This is a genomic window from Brevundimonas sp. GW821-FHT12C05 (assembly GCF_058807475.1).
Map to the genome: position 1 here is coordinate 147,441 of NZ_JBXAQS010000003.1, position 16,417 is coordinate 163,857.

The 16,417-nt window shown below is 67.0% G+C and carries 17 protein-coding genes; 15 read left to right on the plus strand and 2 right to left on the minus strand.

Annotated features, from left to right (window positions below; translation table 11 throughout):
• Nucleotides 1–45: 45 nt before the first annotated feature.
• Together AC1RRF_RS12850 and nhaA are read right to left on the minus strand one after the other, a co-directional pair.
• Nucleotides 46–2,703, minus strand: a complete 2,658-nt coding sequence (locus AC1RRF_RS12850) for a TonB-dependent receptor (protein WP_492835124.1) — start codon at nt 2,701–2,703, stop codon at nt 46–48.
• 230 nt (nt 2,704–2,933) lie between these two features.
• Complete coding sequence (gene nhaA / locus AC1RRF_RS12855; protein WP_492835126.1) at nt 2,934–4,148, minus strand: Na+/H+ antiporter NhaA; 1,215 nt, start codon at nt 4,146–4,148, stop codon at nt 2,934–2,936.
• Nucleotides 4,149–4,356: 208 nt separating this feature from the next.
• On the opposite strand from nhaA, the gene AC1RRF_RS12860 reads away from it, so the two are divergent.
• From AC1RRF_RS12860 to AC1RRF_RS12930, 15 genes are all read left to right on the plus strand, one after another.
• A complete protein-coding gene (locus AC1RRF_RS12860; protein ID WP_492835128.1) occupies nt 4,357–5,760 on the plus strand; it encodes a protein adenylyltransferase SelO family protein in 1,404 nt (467 codons plus the stop codon).
• A gap of 108 nt (nt 5,761–5,868) precedes the next feature.
• On the plus strand, nt 5,869–6,390 hold the full coding sequence (locus tag AC1RRF_RS12865) for a DUF2975 domain-containing protein (RefSeq protein WP_492835130.1): 522 nt from the start codon (nt 5,869–5,871) through the stop codon (nt 6,388–6,390).
• 13 nt (nt 6,391–6,403) lie between these two features.
• Nucleotides 6,404–6,643, plus strand: coding sequence for a helix-turn-helix domain-containing protein (locus AC1RRF_RS12870; RefSeq protein WP_492835132.1), 240 nt, complete (start codon nt 6,404–6,406; stop codon nt 6,641–6,643).
• 110 nt (nt 6,644–6,753) lie between these two features.
• Nucleotides 6,754–6,981: a hypothetical protein gene (locus AC1RRF_RS12875; RefSeq protein ID WP_492835133.1), complete on the plus strand. Its 228-nt coding sequence runs from the start codon at nt 6,754–6,756 to the stop codon at nt 6,979–6,981.
• Entirely contained in the window at nt 6,978–7,172 is a 195-nt protein-coding gene (locus AC1RRF_RS12880; RefSeq protein WP_492835135.1) for a helix-turn-helix transcriptional regulator, read from the plus strand. Before AC1RRF_RS12875 ends, AC1RRF_RS12880 begins: the two co-directional genes overlap by 4 nt.
• Before the next feature lie 57 nt (nt 7,173–7,229).
• Nucleotides 7,230–7,391 (plus strand): hypothetical protein, encoded by a 162-nt coding sequence (locus AC1RRF_RS12885; protein WP_492835137.1) that lies wholly within the window; start codon nt 7,230–7,232, stop codon nt 7,389–7,391.
• Nucleotides 7,392–7,714: 323 nt separating this feature from the next.
• Entirely contained in the window at nt 7,715–8,137 is a 423-nt protein-coding gene (locus AC1RRF_RS12890) for a DoxX family protein (protein ID WP_492835139.1), read from the plus strand.
• 143 nt (nt 8,138–8,280) lie between these two features.
• Nucleotides 8,281–8,766, plus strand: coding sequence for a MerR family transcriptional regulator (locus tag AC1RRF_RS12895; protein ID WP_492835141.1), 486 nt, complete (start codon nt 8,281–8,283; stop codon nt 8,764–8,766).
• 3 nt (nt 8,767–8,769) lie between these two features.
• Nucleotides 8,770–10,557: an acyl-CoA dehydrogenase C-terminal domain-containing protein gene (locus tag AC1RRF_RS12900; RefSeq protein WP_492835143.1), complete on the plus strand. Its 1,788-nt coding sequence runs from the start codon at nt 8,770–8,772 to the stop codon at nt 10,555–10,557.
• Nucleotides 10,558–10,651: 94 nt separating this feature from the next.
• Nucleotides 10,652–11,815 carry an acyl-CoA dehydrogenase family protein gene (locus tag AC1RRF_RS12905; RefSeq protein ID WP_492835407.1) on the plus strand — a complete coding sequence of 388 codons (1,164 nt, stop codon included), beginning with the start codon at nt 10,652–10,654 and terminating at the stop codon, nt 11,813–11,815.
• Nucleotides 11,816–11,873: 58 nt separating this feature from the next.
• Entirely contained in the window at nt 11,874–12,056 is a 183-nt protein-coding gene (locus tag AC1RRF_RS12910) for a hypothetical protein (RefSeq protein ID WP_492835145.1), read from the plus strand.
• Nucleotides 12,053–12,772, plus strand: a complete 720-nt coding sequence (locus AC1RRF_RS12915) for a 16S rRNA (uracil(1498)-N(3))-methyltransferase (protein ID WP_492835147.1) — start codon at nt 12,053–12,055, stop codon at nt 12,770–12,772. Before AC1RRF_RS12910 ends, AC1RRF_RS12915 begins: the two co-directional genes overlap by 4 nt.
• Nucleotides 12,773–12,965: 193 nt before the next feature.
• Nucleotides 12,966–14,327: a glutamate--cysteine ligase gene (locus AC1RRF_RS12920; protein ID WP_492835148.1), complete on the plus strand. Its 1,362-nt coding sequence runs from the start codon at nt 12,966–12,968 to the stop codon at nt 14,325–14,327.
• Nucleotides 14,327–14,719 (plus strand): VOC family protein, encoded by a 393-nt coding sequence (locus AC1RRF_RS12925; protein WP_492835150.1) that lies wholly within the window; start codon nt 14,327–14,329, stop codon nt 14,717–14,719. The genes AC1RRF_RS12920 and AC1RRF_RS12925 overlap by 1 nt, the downstream gene beginning before the upstream one ends.
• Nucleotides 14,720–14,832: 113 nt before the next feature.
• Complete coding sequence (locus tag AC1RRF_RS12930; protein ID WP_492835152.1) at nt 14,833–16,404, plus strand: ATP-binding protein; 1,572 nt, start codon at nt 14,833–14,835, stop codon at nt 16,402–16,404.
• Nucleotides 16,405–16,417 lie beyond the last annotated feature (13 nt).

The window sequence follows — 16,417 nt, forward strand, 5'->3', positions numbered from 1 at the left end:
GGGTCGCCCCCGGCCGGTTCCACGATCCGCCTTGCGGCGAAGCGATCAGTATTTGAAGCGCAGGGTCGCGCCGAAGGTGCGCGGCTGGCCCAGGTAGGCGTCGTAGGTTTGGGTATCCAGCGCCGGGTTGTAGAAGGTCCCGTTGGGCTGCACCGTCGACTGGAACGCCGAGCCTTGCAGCGGGGCGTTGAAGGCGACCTGGACATACTCTTCGTCGGTCAGGTTCTGCGCCCAGACCTCGAACGTCCAGCGCTCGTCCTCGGTGCCCAGCATGATCCGGCCGTTCAGGGTCGTGTAGGCGTCTTGGTGCTTGTAGGGCAGCAGGTCCGAACCCGTGTTGTAGTCAGACATGTACTTCCCGGCCAAGCTGAAGCCCGCGCGCAGGCCGTTGCCGACCGAACGGTCGAAGCTGATCGCAGCCGAGGCCGACCATTCCGGCGCAAACGACGCCGTGGCGCCCGGCAGCAGCGACAGCTGCGGGAAGTTGCCCGGGTTGGTCAGGTCGGCGGCGGTGAAGTTGCCGTACTCAGCCTTGGTGTAGGTGACGCCGCCCGAGAAGCTCAGGCCCTCGACGGGCGTGAACCACAGGAAGTCGGCGTCGATGCCGCGCGAGGTCAGCTCGGGGATAGATTCCACCACGAATGCGGTGCCCAGGAAGGTGTTGAGCTGGAAGTCGGTGAACGTCTGGTCGAAGTAGGTGGCGTTCAGCAGCAGGCTGCGGTTCAGCAGCGTCATCTTCACGCCGGCTTCGTAGCTGTCCACGACTTCCGACGGGAACAGCAGCGAGGCGTTCGGCGTGATGCCGGTCTGCACGCGATCCAGGTTGTAACCGAAGCTCTTGTAGCCGCGGGCGTACGACACATAGGTCATGACTTCGTCGTTCAGGCGATAGGCCGCCTTGATCGTACCCGTCAGCTCGCCGTCATCGAAGCTCTCGGAGATGTTGCGGTTGTTGTAGGCCGCGTTCGACCAGGGCAGGCAGGCGTTGCCGACAATGGTCTGCGCGGCGCCGGCGTTCGGCGGTCCGCCGAAGCCCAGCGCAACGGCGATGGCCGTGGCGTTGGCGCCGACGGCGGCGCAGGTGGCGCCGTTGCCGTTGGTGTTCCGCTGCTGAGCATCCAGGCTCTTGTCATCCATCGTGTAACGCAGGCCCAGCGTCACATCGAACTGCTCGGTGACGTGCCAGGTGTTGTTCGTGAAGATGGCGTACGATGTTGATTCCTGGTCGTAGGAGTCGCGGAAGCCCTGCCCCACGGTGAAGCCCGGACCCGCCGGCGGGGAACCGGCCGCGCCCTGCAAACAACTGCGGATATAGGTGGACGTGGCGTTGGCGCCGGTTCCGGTCAGGCAGTTGACGGCCGCAGGACTGATGACGACGGGCCCGCCGGCGGCCGGCGGCACGGCCTGCGAGGCGGCGTTGAGCTGGGCCGAAAGCAGGAACGACAGGAACGGCGTGTAGTCGGCGCCGAAATACCAGCTGTCCTTGCGGGTGATGTCTTCCTTGGTGGCGAAGAAGCCGACCAGCCAGTCCAGTTTGTCGGTCGCGCCGGCCAGTCGGAACTCCTGCGTCAGGTTCGAGACCGAATAGCCGTACTCGCCATCCTGGTTCCGGTAGGCGATATCGGCGCCCGTATAATCGATATCCATGCCGATATCGCCGGACCAGTCGCGCCAGGAGGTGACGGAGGTCAGGGTCGAGCCGCCGAACAGTGACGGCAGGTCGAAGTTGGCTTCAACCGAGAGACCCTTGTCTTCGATCGACTGGCCGGTGTCGCGGTTGGAGAAGGCGGTGCGCGAGAACGGCAGCACGCCATTGCCGGCCGCCGGCGGACGTTGCCCAGTGCCGGTCGAGAGCCCATCGACGAACGGATAGGTCGGTCCCGTGCGGATCTGCACGGCGGCGCAGCAATACTCGTCACGCTTGGTGTAGTCGGCGATCACGCGGACCGAGGCGTTGTCGTTCGGCAGCCAAAGCAGTTGGCCGCGCGTCGTGAAGAAGTCCTGGTTGGCGTCGTCGCCGTTCTGGCGGGGACCGTCGCCCCGATCGATGTCGTAGAAGCCATCGCGAACACGACGGCTAGCATACAGGCGGAAGGCCAGGGTGTCGGTGAGCGGACCGGTGACCGAGCCCGAAACGCCCATGGCGCCGTAGTTGCCGACGGTGGCTTCAGCGTTGAAGCCCGGGGTGAAGGACGGGGCCTCGGTGATGATGTTGATCACGCCCGCCGAAGTATTCTTGCCGAACAGGGTGCCTTGCGGACCCTTCAGGACCTCGATGCGCGACATCTCGCCCAGGTCGCCGAAGCCGACCGAGTTGCGCGAACGATAAACGCCGTCGATGACCACGCCGACCGAGCTCTCCAGGCCGGGGTTGTCGCCGACGGTGCCGACGCCGCGGATACGGGCGGTGGTCGAGGCTTCCGACTGCGTCGAGGTGACGGTCATGCCCGGGGTCAGGATCTGCAGATCCTTGATGTCGCGGACGCCGGCGTTCTGCAGCGTTTCCGCCGGCAGGCTGGTGACCACGATCGGCACGTCCTGAAGGTTCTGCTCACGCTTCTGGGCGGTGACGATGATGTCGTCGATGGTCGTCGGGGCGTCCTGGCCGGCGCTCTGGGCCGACGCGACCCCGGCGAAGCCGAAGGCGCAGGCGCCGACGACTGCCGCTGAGACGGTGGTGCGAAGAAGGTTGGTAAGGCGCATGCAATGGCTCCCCGACATAGGCCCGCCCCCGTGTGTGACGGTGGTCGTGGCGTTTCCTGATCCCTTGGTCCGCGCCCTTATCGTGGAGCGCGAAACTCCAGTATCCGGGGTAACTCAGGCCGGACTCAGCGACAAGGAGCGCTGGTCGCCCAGATAGCATTTCGCCGGTGCGTGAAGGCTGACTGTGACGCAAAAGCGACAGAAAGCGATGACGTTACGTCAATATTCGCTCAACTACTGTGAGTATCCGCGTCGGTTTCGGCCAATTTCTTGCGCCGCGAGGCTGCAATCCCAAGAACCACCGCTCCGGTGATCGCTGATAATATAGACCCGCCGAGCACCCCCAGCTTGACCTCAACCTGCTCGGGCGAGTCGATCGCCCCGGGGAAGGCCAGAATGCCGATGAACAGGCTCATGGTGAAACCGACGCCGCACAGCAGACTGACGCCGTACAGCTCCAGCCAGGTCGCCCCGGTCGGACGGCGTCCGATGCCGACGGCGGACGCCAGGACCGCGGCCCCGAAGACCCCGACCTGCTTTCCTATGAACAGACCCAGGGCGATCCCCAGCACCAGCGGGGCGAAAGCCTGCTCCAGCGACAGGCCCGCGAAACTGACCCCCGCCTTGGCGAAGGCGAACAGCGGCAGGATCAGATAGGCCACGTAGAAATGCAGGTCGTGCATGGCCTCCTGCAGCGGGCTCTGGCCGTCCGAGCGGCGATCCTTGACCGGCACGATTGCGGCGAAGGCCACGGCGGTCAGGGAGGTCGACAGGCCGGACTGCACGGTCAGATACCAGATCAGGCCGAAGCCCAGCACCCAGAAGGGCGCCGGAATCTTCTTCCATTGAGCCACGACAGCGCCGACCAGAAGCAGGCCCGCGACCCACAGCAACGGGCCGATCGCCACCCCCTTGGAGAACAGGATGGCGATAAGGGCGATGGCGCCAAGGTCGTCGGCGATGGCCAGGGTCAGCAGGAAGACCCGCAGGGACGACGGCAGATTGCGCGCCACCATGGCGAAGACGGCCAGGGCGAAGGCGATGTCGGTAGCCAGCGGAATGGGCCAGCCGCCATGCGGCCCGCCCAGCGCCGTCGAGAAGGCCAGATAGACCGCGGCCGGGACCAGCATGCCGCCCACCGCCGCCAGCACGGGCGTCGCCAGCTTGCGCGGATCGCTGAGTTCGCCGCGCAAGATCTCGTATTTGATCTCCAGCCCGACCACGAGGAAGAAGACCGCCATCAGGCCTTCCTTGATCCACTCCGAGATCGTCAGCTCCAGCATCACGGGTCCGAGCCGGACGATGTGCTCGCTCTTCAGCCAGCCGAAGTAATCGGCCGACCACGGTGAGTTGGCGACGATCAGTGCGGCGATCGCCGCAAGGCCCAGCACCGCGCCGGAGCCGGCCTCGGTCTTGAGGAATTCGAGGGTGAGTTTGCGCGCCATGGGGCCTCCGATCGTAAAGGTCAGTGGCGCCAGGTTATCGACGGACGCCGGACCGGATTCGCAGGAGGCGCGCCGGCCTGACCCGACGCCCAGGAGAGGACGCGGGCCTGATCTCTGCGGCCACCATACGGCGGCGAGCCGTCGGTTCAAGGCGAAGACGCAAGACCGGACGGTTGCTTCGCAGGCGCACAGACCGCATCTGGCGCGGATGCCCGTCTCTCCCGCCTACCGCCCCGAGCCACGTTTCTTCGATCTGGGGGACGAATACGGCGACCCCGTGCGGGCGGCGGAGTTTCCAGAGACCATCCTGCGCTTCCGCAACGACCGGGCCGCGGCCACCGTGGGGCTGGAGACGCTCTCGGACGCGGAATGGATCGCCCATTTCGGCCGGTTCGAACCCCTGCCCGGCCAGCCCGGACCGATCGCGATGCGCTATCACGGGCACCAGTTCCGCACCTACAACCCTGACCTCGGCGACGGGCGGGGGTTCCTGGCGGGGCAACTCCGCGACGATCAAGGCCATCTGCTGGATCTCGGCACCAAGGGCTCGGGCACGACGCCCTGGTCGCGGACCGCGGACGGGCGGCTGACGCTCAAGGGCGGCGTGCGCGAGGTGCTGGCGGCGACGATGCTGGAAGCCCAGGGCGTCCCGACCAGCCGGGCCTTCAGCCTGATCGAGACCGGCGAGGACCTGGAACGCGGCGACGAACCCTCCCCCACCCGCTCGGCAGTGCTGGTGCGGCTGTCGCACAGCCACATCCGTTTCGGCACCTTCCAGCGCGCGGCGTATTTCGGGCGGCCCGATATGATCGAGGCCCTCGTCGAACACGCGCGTTCGCTCTACCACCCGCAGGTTGCGCAAGGCGACGTCCCGGGCTTCCTCGCCGCCGTTGTCGAGGCCTCGGCCCGGCTGACCGCGCGCTGGATCGCCGCCGGCTTCGTGCACGGGGTGCTCAACACCGACAATCTGAACGTCACGGGCGAGAGCTTCGACTACGGCCCGTGGCGCTTCCTGCCCTTCTACGAGCCGGGCTTCACCGCCGCCTATTTCGACCAGACCGGCCTCTACGCCTTCGCGCGCCAGCCCGAGGCGGTGTTCTGGGCCCTGACCCAGCTGGGCGGCGCGCTGAAGCTGGCGGCCGACGCCGAAGTCCTGACCGAGGCCCTGAACGGGTTCGGCCCAGCCTACATCCGCCACCTGCGCGCCGCCTTCCTGGAACGGCTGGGCGTGAAGAGCCTCGGCGAGGCGGCGGACCAGCGGCTGCTCGACTCCACCCTGGCCCTGCAGCGCGAGGGCGGCGAGGCGATCCGCTGGGAGCCCCTTTTCCACGACTGGTTCGGCGGCTTCGCCTCCTCGGCCCGGGCGTTGGCCGGTCCGCGCGCGGCCCTGTACCAGACCAAGGCCTTCGCCGACTTCCGCTTCGCCCTGTTCGAGCATGAGCCCGACCGCCCCGAGCGGCTGGAACATCCCATCTTCGCGGCGGCCGAGCCGGAGGAGATGCTGATCGACGAGGTCGAGGCGATCTGGGCCGCCATCGACGCCGCCGACGACTGGTCGCTCCTGCACGACAAGCTGGCCCGACTGGAGGCGACACGAGCCGCCCGCGCCTGAACCTTACGAAAGTTTCATATCGTTTATCGACAATTTCCTTGATCGATAATCGATACCGCCATATCGACTATCGACATGGCCGCCCGTTGTGGCGGGGGAGATAGTCAAATGAAGCTCATCGGTCGTCGCTCCGTCGCCAGCGTCCTGCGCTGGGTCCTCGGGTTCGTGAACGTGTTCGTGACCTTCGCGGTCGTCGCGACGGCCCTGTTGCTGCTGGCTTCGCTCGTCGTGCCGGACTTCGCCGCCGGCTTCATCGACGGCCTGTCGGATGAGGACGCGGGCATGCGGACACTTCTTCTCAACGAACGCGCCACCTTCCTCGCCGCCTTCGTGGCGACGCTCAGCACCTGGTGGATCCTGAACCGCCTACGCCGGATGTTCCTGGCGGTGAACAATGGCGACGCCTTCGAACGCGCCAATGTCGGGCGGTTGCAGGGAGTCGGGCTCGGTCTGATCGGGGTGCAGATCAGCGCCGCCATCCTCGCCTTCACGGTCCCCAGGGGGATTATCGACGACCTCGACTATCAGCTCGATCTCGGCGCCTGGCTGGGCATCCTGATCGTCTTCATGCTCGCCGAGGTGTTCCGCCAAGGCTCCGCCATGCGCGACGACCAGCAGATGACGGTCTGAGGGAGGCGGGGAGATGTCCATCAATGTTCAACTGGATCGCCTGCTACTCGAACGCCGGATGTCCCTGACCGAGCTCAGCGACCGGGTCGGGGTCACCCTGGCCAACCTGTCGATCCTGAAGACCGGCAAGGCCCGCGCCGTCCGGTTCAGCACCCTCGAGGCCCTGTGCCGCGAACTGGACTGCCAGCCTGGCGAACTCCTGGCCCGCAACGAAGGCCCCCAGCCGACGGAAGACGAAGAGGCCGCGGCCTGAGGCCGTTCCAGCAGGTCTTCGGAAAGCCTGCTTGTCATGATGTAAAAGACGCTTGACTCGACGCGAGCGTGATGTAAAACACCCTTGTCACAACGACAGGGAGCCTTGACATGACCAACCCGCCCGCACCGACCAAAGCGGCCTGGACCCCTTCGCGGGGCGAGATCGCGATCTTCCTTCTGGCCATCGTCGTGATCGTTTCGGACATGCCCGAGCCCATCCCCTTCTGGCCGACGGTCTGGGGACAGGCGCCGTCCGTCGGCACGGTCCTGCTCATCACCGCGATCCTTCTCGCTCTGAGCCGGTTCGGCCGCGAGCAGTGGGAGCGGGCGCAATGAGCGCGCCCCATCCGCTGAAGGCCCTGCGCCTCGAACAGAACCTGACGCAGGCCGAGCTGGCCTGCCGGCTGGACATCTCGCTCCGGACGCTCCGGGCCATGGAGAACGGCTTCTACGACCCGTCCGTCACCCTGGCCTTCAGGGCGGCGCGAGCGCTGAACCGGCCGGTGGAAGAGCTCTTCCACCTCTGACCCCCGGGCCCGATCCCTCGGAGCCCATCCCGCTCTTTCACATCAAGGAACAAGACCATGACCACCAGCATCATCCTGGGGCGCGCCGCCTCCTGCCTGGAACATTTCGCCGCCGGCCTGTGCCTGACGATCGTCGCCTTGGCCTTCCTCTATGCCGCCGACGCCCAGATCAGCGCCGCCGCCGATGCGTCGCCCACCCCCGTCACGGCAGAGGCCTGAAGTCGCCCATGTAAGGCTGCTGACAGCAACTGGCAGCAGGGTGGCGGTAGAGATGTCCTGGCCGGCGCGCCCCGCCGGCCCGTCCGCCCGGGAGCCCCGTCATGACCTGTCAGTACGATTCACCCCGGGACCGGCTTAACCGGGCGGAAAGGCCGGTCGCATTACAACGATTTATGAATACGGCCACGCTTTGGCCGTGGGGCTCCCGCAGAAGGCGGTCACGGATGGTTACGTTATCGCTGCGCCCCCTTGCGGAACGGCTCGGTCGATCCGATCTCGCAACTGTTGCAAATAACAAGAGCGCCCGACGGGCGTCATCGACAATGACTTCTCAGACCCTGAATCCCGCCCGCTCGCGGCTGAACGCGAGCTACCGTAACCTGACCCTGTGGACCCTGCAGGGCTGGATCGCGATGTTCTTCATCGCCGCCGGCTACGCCAAGCTGAGCGAGCCGCTGGCGAACCTGACCGACCTGATGAAGTGGCCGGCCCTGGTGTCGGAGAACTTCACGCGCGGCCTCGGCGTCGCCGAGATCGCGCTGGCCGTCCTACTGCTGGCCCCGCTGGCCTCGTGGAAGCACGGCCGCCCGCTGCTGGTCGTCGCCGCCTCAGGCCTGTTGCTGCTGGAAACCGTCATGCTGACCTTCCACGCGACCGGCATGGACGTCGGCCCGGCGGTCACCAACCTGATTCTGATCGCCATGACCGCGCCGGTCTTGTGGATGCGGGCGCGCGAAGTTCGCTGACACGCGAGGGCGGCTAGGCGCTAGGCGGCAGGGCCGCGGCGGAAACGTCGCGGCCCTTCGCTTGAGAGCCAGCCCTCCCCGCCTACAGCCTCGGCCAAACCTTCCCTTTACGTGCACGTCAAGTTCGGTCTAGAACTTCGCGCATGGCGACCGTCGACGACCACCGCACCTATTCGATCCGCCAGCTGTGCCGCGAGTTCAGCGCCACGGCGCGCGCCCTGCGGTTCTATGAGGACAAGGGCCTGCTCAATCCGGCCCGCAAGGGACAGACGCGCGTCTATGACGCCCGCGACCGCGCCCGCCTGAAGCTGATCCTGCGCGGCCGTCGCATCGGCTTCAGCCTGCAGGAGATCCAGTCGATGCTGGATCTGTACGACCGCAAGGACCACAACGCCCACCAGATGGCCGTGGCCCTGCGCCAGCATCGCGCCCAGATCGCCGCGCTGAAGCAGCAACTCGACGACATCGAAGGCGCCATCGAAACGGCTGAGGAAGCCTGCCGGTGGATGGAGGAGAAGCTGGGCGAGTTCCGCCCCGACCTCCTGCCCGGCGCCGAAGAATACGCGACCCTGATGAAGGCTCGCCTGAACATCGACCATCACCACCAGCCCTTCAAAGCGAGAGCCTGACGCATGGCCTACAAAGCCCCCGTCCGTGACCTGACGTTCATCCTGAACGAGGTGCTGGAGATCGACCGCTACACCAACCAGCCGGGCTTCCAGGACGTGTCGTCCGAGCTGGCGCAGCAGATCCTCGAGGAGGCCGCGCGCTTCTCGGACGAGGTCATCGCCCCGATCAACAATCCGGGCGACAAGGAAGGCTGCCACTGGGCCGAGGGCGGCGTGGTCACCACGCCCAAGGGCTGGAAGGAAGCCTATCACCAGATGGTCGAGGCCGGCTGGCCCTCGCTGATGATGGACCCGGCCTACGGCGGCCAGGGCATGCCCTCGGTCGTCGGCTCGGCCGTGGGCCAGTTCACCGCGGGCGCCTCGGCGGCCTTCTCGATGTATCCGGGCCTGACGGCCGGCGCCTGGGCAGGCATCCACGCCAACGCCTCGGATGAGCTGAAGGCGAAATACCTGCCCAAGATGACGACCGGCGAATGGACCGGCACCATGAACCTGACCGAGCCGCAGTGCGGCACCGACCTGGGCATGGTCCGCACCAAGGCCGTCCCGAATGGCGACGGCAGCTATTCGATCACCGGCCAGAAGATCTGGATCTCGGCCGGCGAGCACGACTTCGCCGACAACATCATCCACACGGTCCTGGCCCGCGTCGAAGGCGCGGTCCCGGGCATCAAGGGCCTGTCGCTGTTCCTGGTGCCTAAATTCCTCGTCAACGAGGACGGCTCGATCGGTGAGCGCAACACGCTGGAATGCGCCGGCCTCGAGCACAAGATGGGCATCCACGGCAACGCGACCGCGGTCATGCAGTACGACGGCGCCAAGGGCTGGCTAATCGGCGAGGAAGGCCGGGGCATGAACAACATGTTCGTGGTCATGAACGAGGCCCGCCTCGGCACCGGCCTGCAGGGCCTGGCCATCGGCACCGCCGCCTACCAGGCCGCCGCCGAGTTCGCCAAGGACCGCCTGCAGGGCCGTTCGCTGACCGGGACGAAGAACCCCGACGGCCCGGCCGATCCGATCATCGTCCACCCCGACGTGCGCCGCATGCTGCTGGAGGCCCGCGCCTTCGTCGAAGGCGGCCAGGCCTTCATCCTGTGGACCGCGCTGCAGTCGGATCTGGAGAAGTCGGAAGACGAGGCCGTGGCCACCAAGGCCAAGGACTACATGGGTCTGCTGACCCCGGTGCTGAAAGCCTATCTGACCGACAAGGGCTTCCACGCCGCCTCGCTGGCCATGCAGGTTCACGGCGGTTCGGGCTACACCGAACACTTCCCGGCCAGCCAGTATCTGCGCGATGCGCGGATCACCATGATCTACGAGGGCACCAACGGCATCCAGGCCCTGGACCTGGTGGGCCGCAAGCTGCCGTCCGCCGGCGGACGCGCCATCATGAGCTGGTTCGGCGACATCGACGCCTTCGTGGCGGAGCACAACGACGCCGGCGAGACCGTGAAGCCCTTCATCGACGGCCTGGCCGACGCCAAGAAGAAGCTGCAGGACGGCACCATGTGGCTGATGCAGAACGGCATGGCCAACCCGGACAACGCCGGTGCCGGCTCGACCGACTATCTGAACATCTTCGGCATCACGGCCCTGGCCTATGTCTGGGCCCAGATGGCCATCGCCGCCCAGAAGCAGATCGACGCCGGTTCGGCCGACCCGTTCTACACCGCCAAGCTTCAGACCGGCCGCTACTTCGTCGAGCGCATCCTGCCTGACGCCGCCGGGCACCTGATCAAGATGAAGACCGGCGCTGACGTGCTGATGGCCATGCCGGCGGACTCGTTCTGAGGACGGATTTGACTGCCGTGACGTGACGCACGCAGTCACGGACTGAAACGACCCTCCCTCGCCCGGCGAGGGAGGGACAATGCCGAGTGAAGCCATGAACGTCCTCAACAGCCCCGACCCCGCCTTCATGCAGGAAGAGGAGATCACCCTCTTCTCCGACAGCGTCGGCAAGTGGATCGACGAGCATGCGCCGCTGGAGAAGGTCCAGCAGTGGATCGCCGACGCCTCGGTGCCGAGGCAGCTGTGGAACGACGCCGGGGATGCGGGCCTGCTGGGCCTGTCGATGCCGGAAGAGGACGGCGGCTTCGGCGGCGACTACCGCCACGAGGTCGTGCTGATGCGCCAGCTGGGCTGGAAGGGCGCGGATCACTTCGGCATCTCGCTGCACAACGCGATCGTCATGCCCTACGTCTGGCACTACGGCACGGCCGAGCAGAAGGCGCGCTGGCTGCCGCGGCTGCAGACCGGCGAACTGGTCGGCGCCATCGCCATGACCGAGCCGGGCGCGGGTTCCGACCTGCAGGGTGTGAAGACCACGGCCATCAAGTCGGGCGACCACTACGTCCTGAACGGCTCCAAGACCTTCATCACCAACGGCCAGCTGGCCAACTTCATCATCGTCGTGGCCAAGACCGATCCGGCCGAGGGCGCCAAGGGCACCAGCCTGATCGTCGTCGAGACCGACGGCGCTGAAGGCTTCGAGCGCGGCCGGAACCTGCACAAGATCGGCATGGAGGCCAACGACACCTCCGAGCTGTTCTTCAACGATGTGAAGGTCCCCGCCGAGAACATCATCGGCGGAACCGAGGGCCAGGGCTTCATCCACCTGATGCAGCAACTGCCGCAGGAACGGCTGAACATCGCCATTCAGGGCGTCGCCGCCGCCGAGCGCGGCCTCAAGGAGACGCTGGCCTACGTCAAGGAGCGCAAGGCGTTCGGCAAGCGGGTCATCGACTTCCAGAACACCCAGTTCAAGCTGGCCGAGGTCAAGACCAAGCTGACCGTCGCCAAGGTCTTCGTCGACCACTGCATGGGCCTGCACCTGCAAGGCAAGCTCGACGCCGCCACGGCCTCGATGGCCAAATACTGGGTCACCGACATCCAGGGCGAGGTCATCGACGAGATGCTCCAGCTCCACGGCGGCTACGGCTACATGAACGAGTACCCGATCGCCCAGCTGTACAAGGACGCCCGCGTCCAGCGCATCTACGGCGGCACCAACGAGATCATGAAGCTGCTGATCGCGCGCACGCTCTAGGGCCTGGGTCGCCGGCGCGGTCGACGCGTGCTGGGGTTAGGATTATGGGATCGGCTCAATGACCGCCCATACCGAACACGATCTCAGAGAGGCGCTGCGGGCGATCGAGTCGACCCTGTCCAAATGCGAAAAGGCGTTGGTCCGTCTCACCCCCGGCACGGCCCAGCACACCCTGCTCACCCGCAGGATCGCGGCCTTCACGATCGCCATCGAACTTCTCAAGGAGAGGTTGGCCGAATGACTCGCCTCCACATCCCCCAGCCCCTGTCTCCCGGCGCCGCGCTCGCGCCGACGCTCGACCAGTCGCGCTACCTGACCCAGGTGATGCGGCTGAAGGCCGGGGATGAGCTGCGGGTCTTCAACGGCAAGGACGGCGAGTGGCGCTGCGCCATCGCCGAGGTGCTGAAGAAGGGCGTGGTGCTGCGCGCCGAGGAACGGGTGCGCGACCAGATCAATCCGCCCGACATTCACCTGCTGATCGCCGTGGTGAAGAAGGCGGCGTTGGAGTTCGCGGTGGAGAAGGCGACCGAACTAGGCGCCGCGCGGATCCGGCTGGTCGCCACCGCTCGAACCCAGCCCCAGCACCTGCGCCTCGATCGGCTGGACGCCATCGCCGAGGAGAGCGCCGAACAGACCGGGCGGCTGGATGTGCCGCCGGTGGACGAACCGTCGAAACTGGATGCGATCCTCGACAACTGGGACGCCTCGCGCCGGCTGATGTTCTGCGACGAGACCGGCGGGGAGCCGGCGATAAAGGCGCTGCAGGCCGCGGGCGGATCCGCGTGGGCCGTGCTGATCGGGCCCGAGGGCGGTTTCACGCCTGAAGAGCGCGACCGGCTGCGGTCCCTGCCCTTCACCACCGCCGTGTCGCTGGGACCGCGCGTGCTGCGGGCCGACACCGCCGCGACCACCGCCTTGACCCTGTGGCAGGCGGCCATCGGCGATTGGGACCGCTGATCCGACCGGAATTGACGCATCGGCGAGCCAGAATACGGAACGATGGAATCGCACTGTTCGCACTGTTCGCACCCTGTTTTTTCCGCCGCGAGTCCGACGAAACCGCCGCCGGGACCGTTCCAATTCCGTCTGCCCCTTGAGCAAGGGCCGCTTCCCGCCCATCTAGCCGCGACACGAGGGGCTTGAGACATCCATGGCCGACACCGCGCCGCTTTCCCGCGAAGACCTGATCGGGGCCATGTCGAAGGGCGCCAAGCCTCGCGACCAGTGGCGCATCGGCGCCGAGCACGAAAAGTTCGGTTTCGACCGTTCGACCCTGCGTCGTCCGACCTATGAAGGCCCCAACGGCATCAAGGCCATGCTGGACGGCCTGACCCGCTTCGGCTGGGACAAGGTCTATGAGGGCGAGAACGTCATCGCCCTGGAGCGCAAGAACGCCGAGGGCATGACCGCCTCCATCAGCCTGGAGCCCGGCGGCCAGTTCGAGCTCTCGGGCGCGCCCCTGAAGGACGTGCACGACATCTGCAACGAGACCGGCCAGCACTTGATGGAGGTCAAGTCGGTCGCCGACCAGCTGAACCTCGGCTTCCTCGGCACCGGTTTCGACCCGATGTGGAGCCGGGCGGACGTGCCGATCATGCCCAAGGGCCGGTACGGGATCATGCGCGCCTACATGCCCAAGAAGGGCGATCTCGGCCTGGACATGATGCTACGCACCTGCACCATCCAGTCGAACCTCGACTTCGAAAGCGAAGCCGACATGGTCGCCAAATTCCGCACCGCCCTGGCGCTGCAGCCGATCGCGACCGCCCTGTTCGCCAACTCTCCGTTCACGGAAGGCAAGCCCAACGGCTTCCTGACCGCCCGCGCCAACGTCTGGACCGACACCGATCCGGACCGCACCGGCATGCTGGACTTCGTCTTCCAGGACGGTTTCGGCTTCGAGCGCTACGCCGACTATGCGCTGGACGTGCCTATGTATTTCGCCAAGCGCGGCGGTCACTACATCGACCTGTCGGGCCGCTCGTTCCGGAGATTCATGGACGGCCGGCTGGACGACATGCCCGGCGAACTGGCCACGCTGAAGGACTGGAACGACCACCTGACGACGCTCTTCCCAGAGGTGCGGCTGAAGGCCTATCTCGAGATGCGCGGCGCCGACGGCGGGCCCTGGAGCCGCATCTGCGCCCTGCAGGCGCTGTGGGCGGGCGTGCTGTACGACGCCCCGTCGCTGGCCGCCGCCTGGGACCTGGTCAAGGACTGGGACATCGCCGATCACGAGCGCCTGCGCCGCGACGTGACCCGGCTGGGCCTCAAGGCCGAGGTCGGCGGCCGCACCGTGCAGGCCGTCGCCAAAGACATGGTCGAGATCGCCCGCCAGGGGCTGAAGAACCGCGCCCGCTTCTCGGGCGGCATGGTGGATGAGCGCGGCTACCTGTCCGAGCTGGAAGACATCGCCGCCAGCGGCGTGACCCCGGCCGAGCGGCTGCTGGACCTCTACAACGGCGAATGGCAGGGCGACCTGACCCGCCTCTACCGCGACTTCGCCTACTGATGCGCCCCCTCGGTATCGACCACGTGGTGATCCGCACCCGCGACCCGGAGGCGATGATCGCCTTCTATTGCGACGTGGTCGGCTGCACCGTCGAACGTCGCCGCGACGATATCGGCCTGATCCAGCTGCGGGCCGGCGAGGCCCTGATCGATCTGGTCCCGGTCGATGGCGTTCTGGGCGCCAAGGGCGGGGCGGCGCCCGGTCCGGAAGGCCGCAACATGGATCACCTGTGCCTGCGCATCGCCGCCTTCGAGATCGAAGCCGTGCGCGCCCACCTGAAATCTCATGGCGTCGAGCCGGGCGAGGAAGGCCTGCGGTACGGCTCCACGGGCGAGGCGGTGTCGATCTACTTCGCAGACCCCGACGGCAACGTCCTGGAACTGCGCGGCTGACGCTCCGGTCCGGCGGCCCGGGCATGGCGATTTGACGCGGACCGCGCGCAATCGGACCTTAACGTCGGGGCGTTAAGGTTGATGTCTCAGTTTCCCGCGGACGGCCCTCGACGATGACCTGCCCTGCCCCCGCCACCAGCTCCAACGACGACACCGCGCCCGGCGCGGAGGGGCAGGCGGAGCTGGCCACCTTCTTCGACGTCTCCCTCGATCTGCTGGTCATCCGCGATCTGGACGGGCGCCTGGTTCGGGTCAGCCCGTCATGGCAGGCGGCCATGGGTTATTCGCCGGGGGAGCTGCAAGGGACCTATCTGCTGGACCTGGTTCACCCCGACGACCTGCCCGGGACCCGGGACAGCGCGCGCGAGGTCGAGAACCGGCGGCCCGGCGCCCCCGTGGTGGGCCACATCAACCGCTATCGTCACAAGGACGGCCACTACCGCACGCTGGAATGGCGCGCCCAGCGGTCCGGCGACCGCATCTACGGCATGGCCCGCGACGTGACCGACCGGGTCGCCGCCGAGCAGGCTCTGTTGGACGCCAAGGCGGCGGCCGAGGCCGCCAACCGCGCCAAGTCCGACTTCCTGGCCAATATGAGCCACGAAATCCGCACGCCCCTGAACGGGGTCATCGGCATCGTCGACGCCCTGTCACGCACCGCGCTGGACGCCGGCCAGACCGAGATGGTCGACCTGATCCGCAGTTCGGGCGTGACGCTGGAGCGGTTGGTGTCCGACATCCTCGATGTCTCCAAGATCGAGGCGGGCCAGTTGGACCTGGAGTCGCGCCCGTTCGATCTGGACGAGGCCCTGGAGCCTATCGCGGTCATGCAGACTCGGGCCGAGGACAAGGGCCTGGCCTTCCGCATCGAGCGTGACCCCGAGGCGCGCGGCATGTTCCGCGGCGACAGCACCCGCATCCGCCAGATCCTCGGCAACCTGCTGTCCAACGCGGTCAAGTTCACCGCCGAGGGCGCAATCACCGTACGCATCCAGATGGAGGCGGACCGGCTGGCGATTTCGGTGGAGGACACCGGCGTCGGCTTTGACGCCCACCACGCCTCGCACTTGTTCGAACGCTTCAACCAGGCCGACAGCACCATCACGCGCCGCTTCGGCGGCACCGGTCTGGGCTTGTCGATCTGCCGCTCGCTGGTCGAGATGATGGATGGCGAGATCGAGGCCCAGTCCGCGCCCGGCGTGGGCAGCCGTTTCCGCTTCGTCCTGCCGCTGGCGCGGGAGCAAAGCCTGGACGACTACGATGCGCGCGACACCCGCGGCGGAGGGGCCGCCCATCCGTTGGCGGCGCGCGCGCTGCGCGTCCTGCTGGCCGAAGACCATCCGACGAACCAGCGGGTCGTCCAGCTGATCCTGTCCAGCCAGGGGGCCGAGGTGGTCATCGCCGGAGACGGCGCCCAGGCGGTCGCGGCGTTCGAGGACGACGATTTCGACCTCGTCCTGATGGACATGCAGATGCCGGTGATGGACGGCCTCACGGCGACCCGCGCCATCCGTGCGCTGGAGGCGGCCTCCCCCGGCCGAGGGCGCACCCCGATCGTGATGCTGAGCGCCAACGCCATGATCGAACACCGCCAGGACGCGATGGCCGCCGGCGCCGACAGCCATGTCGCCAAGCCGATCACCGCCGCCAGCCTGCTGGCCGGGATCGAGGCGGTGATCGAGTGACGGCCGGCCGCCT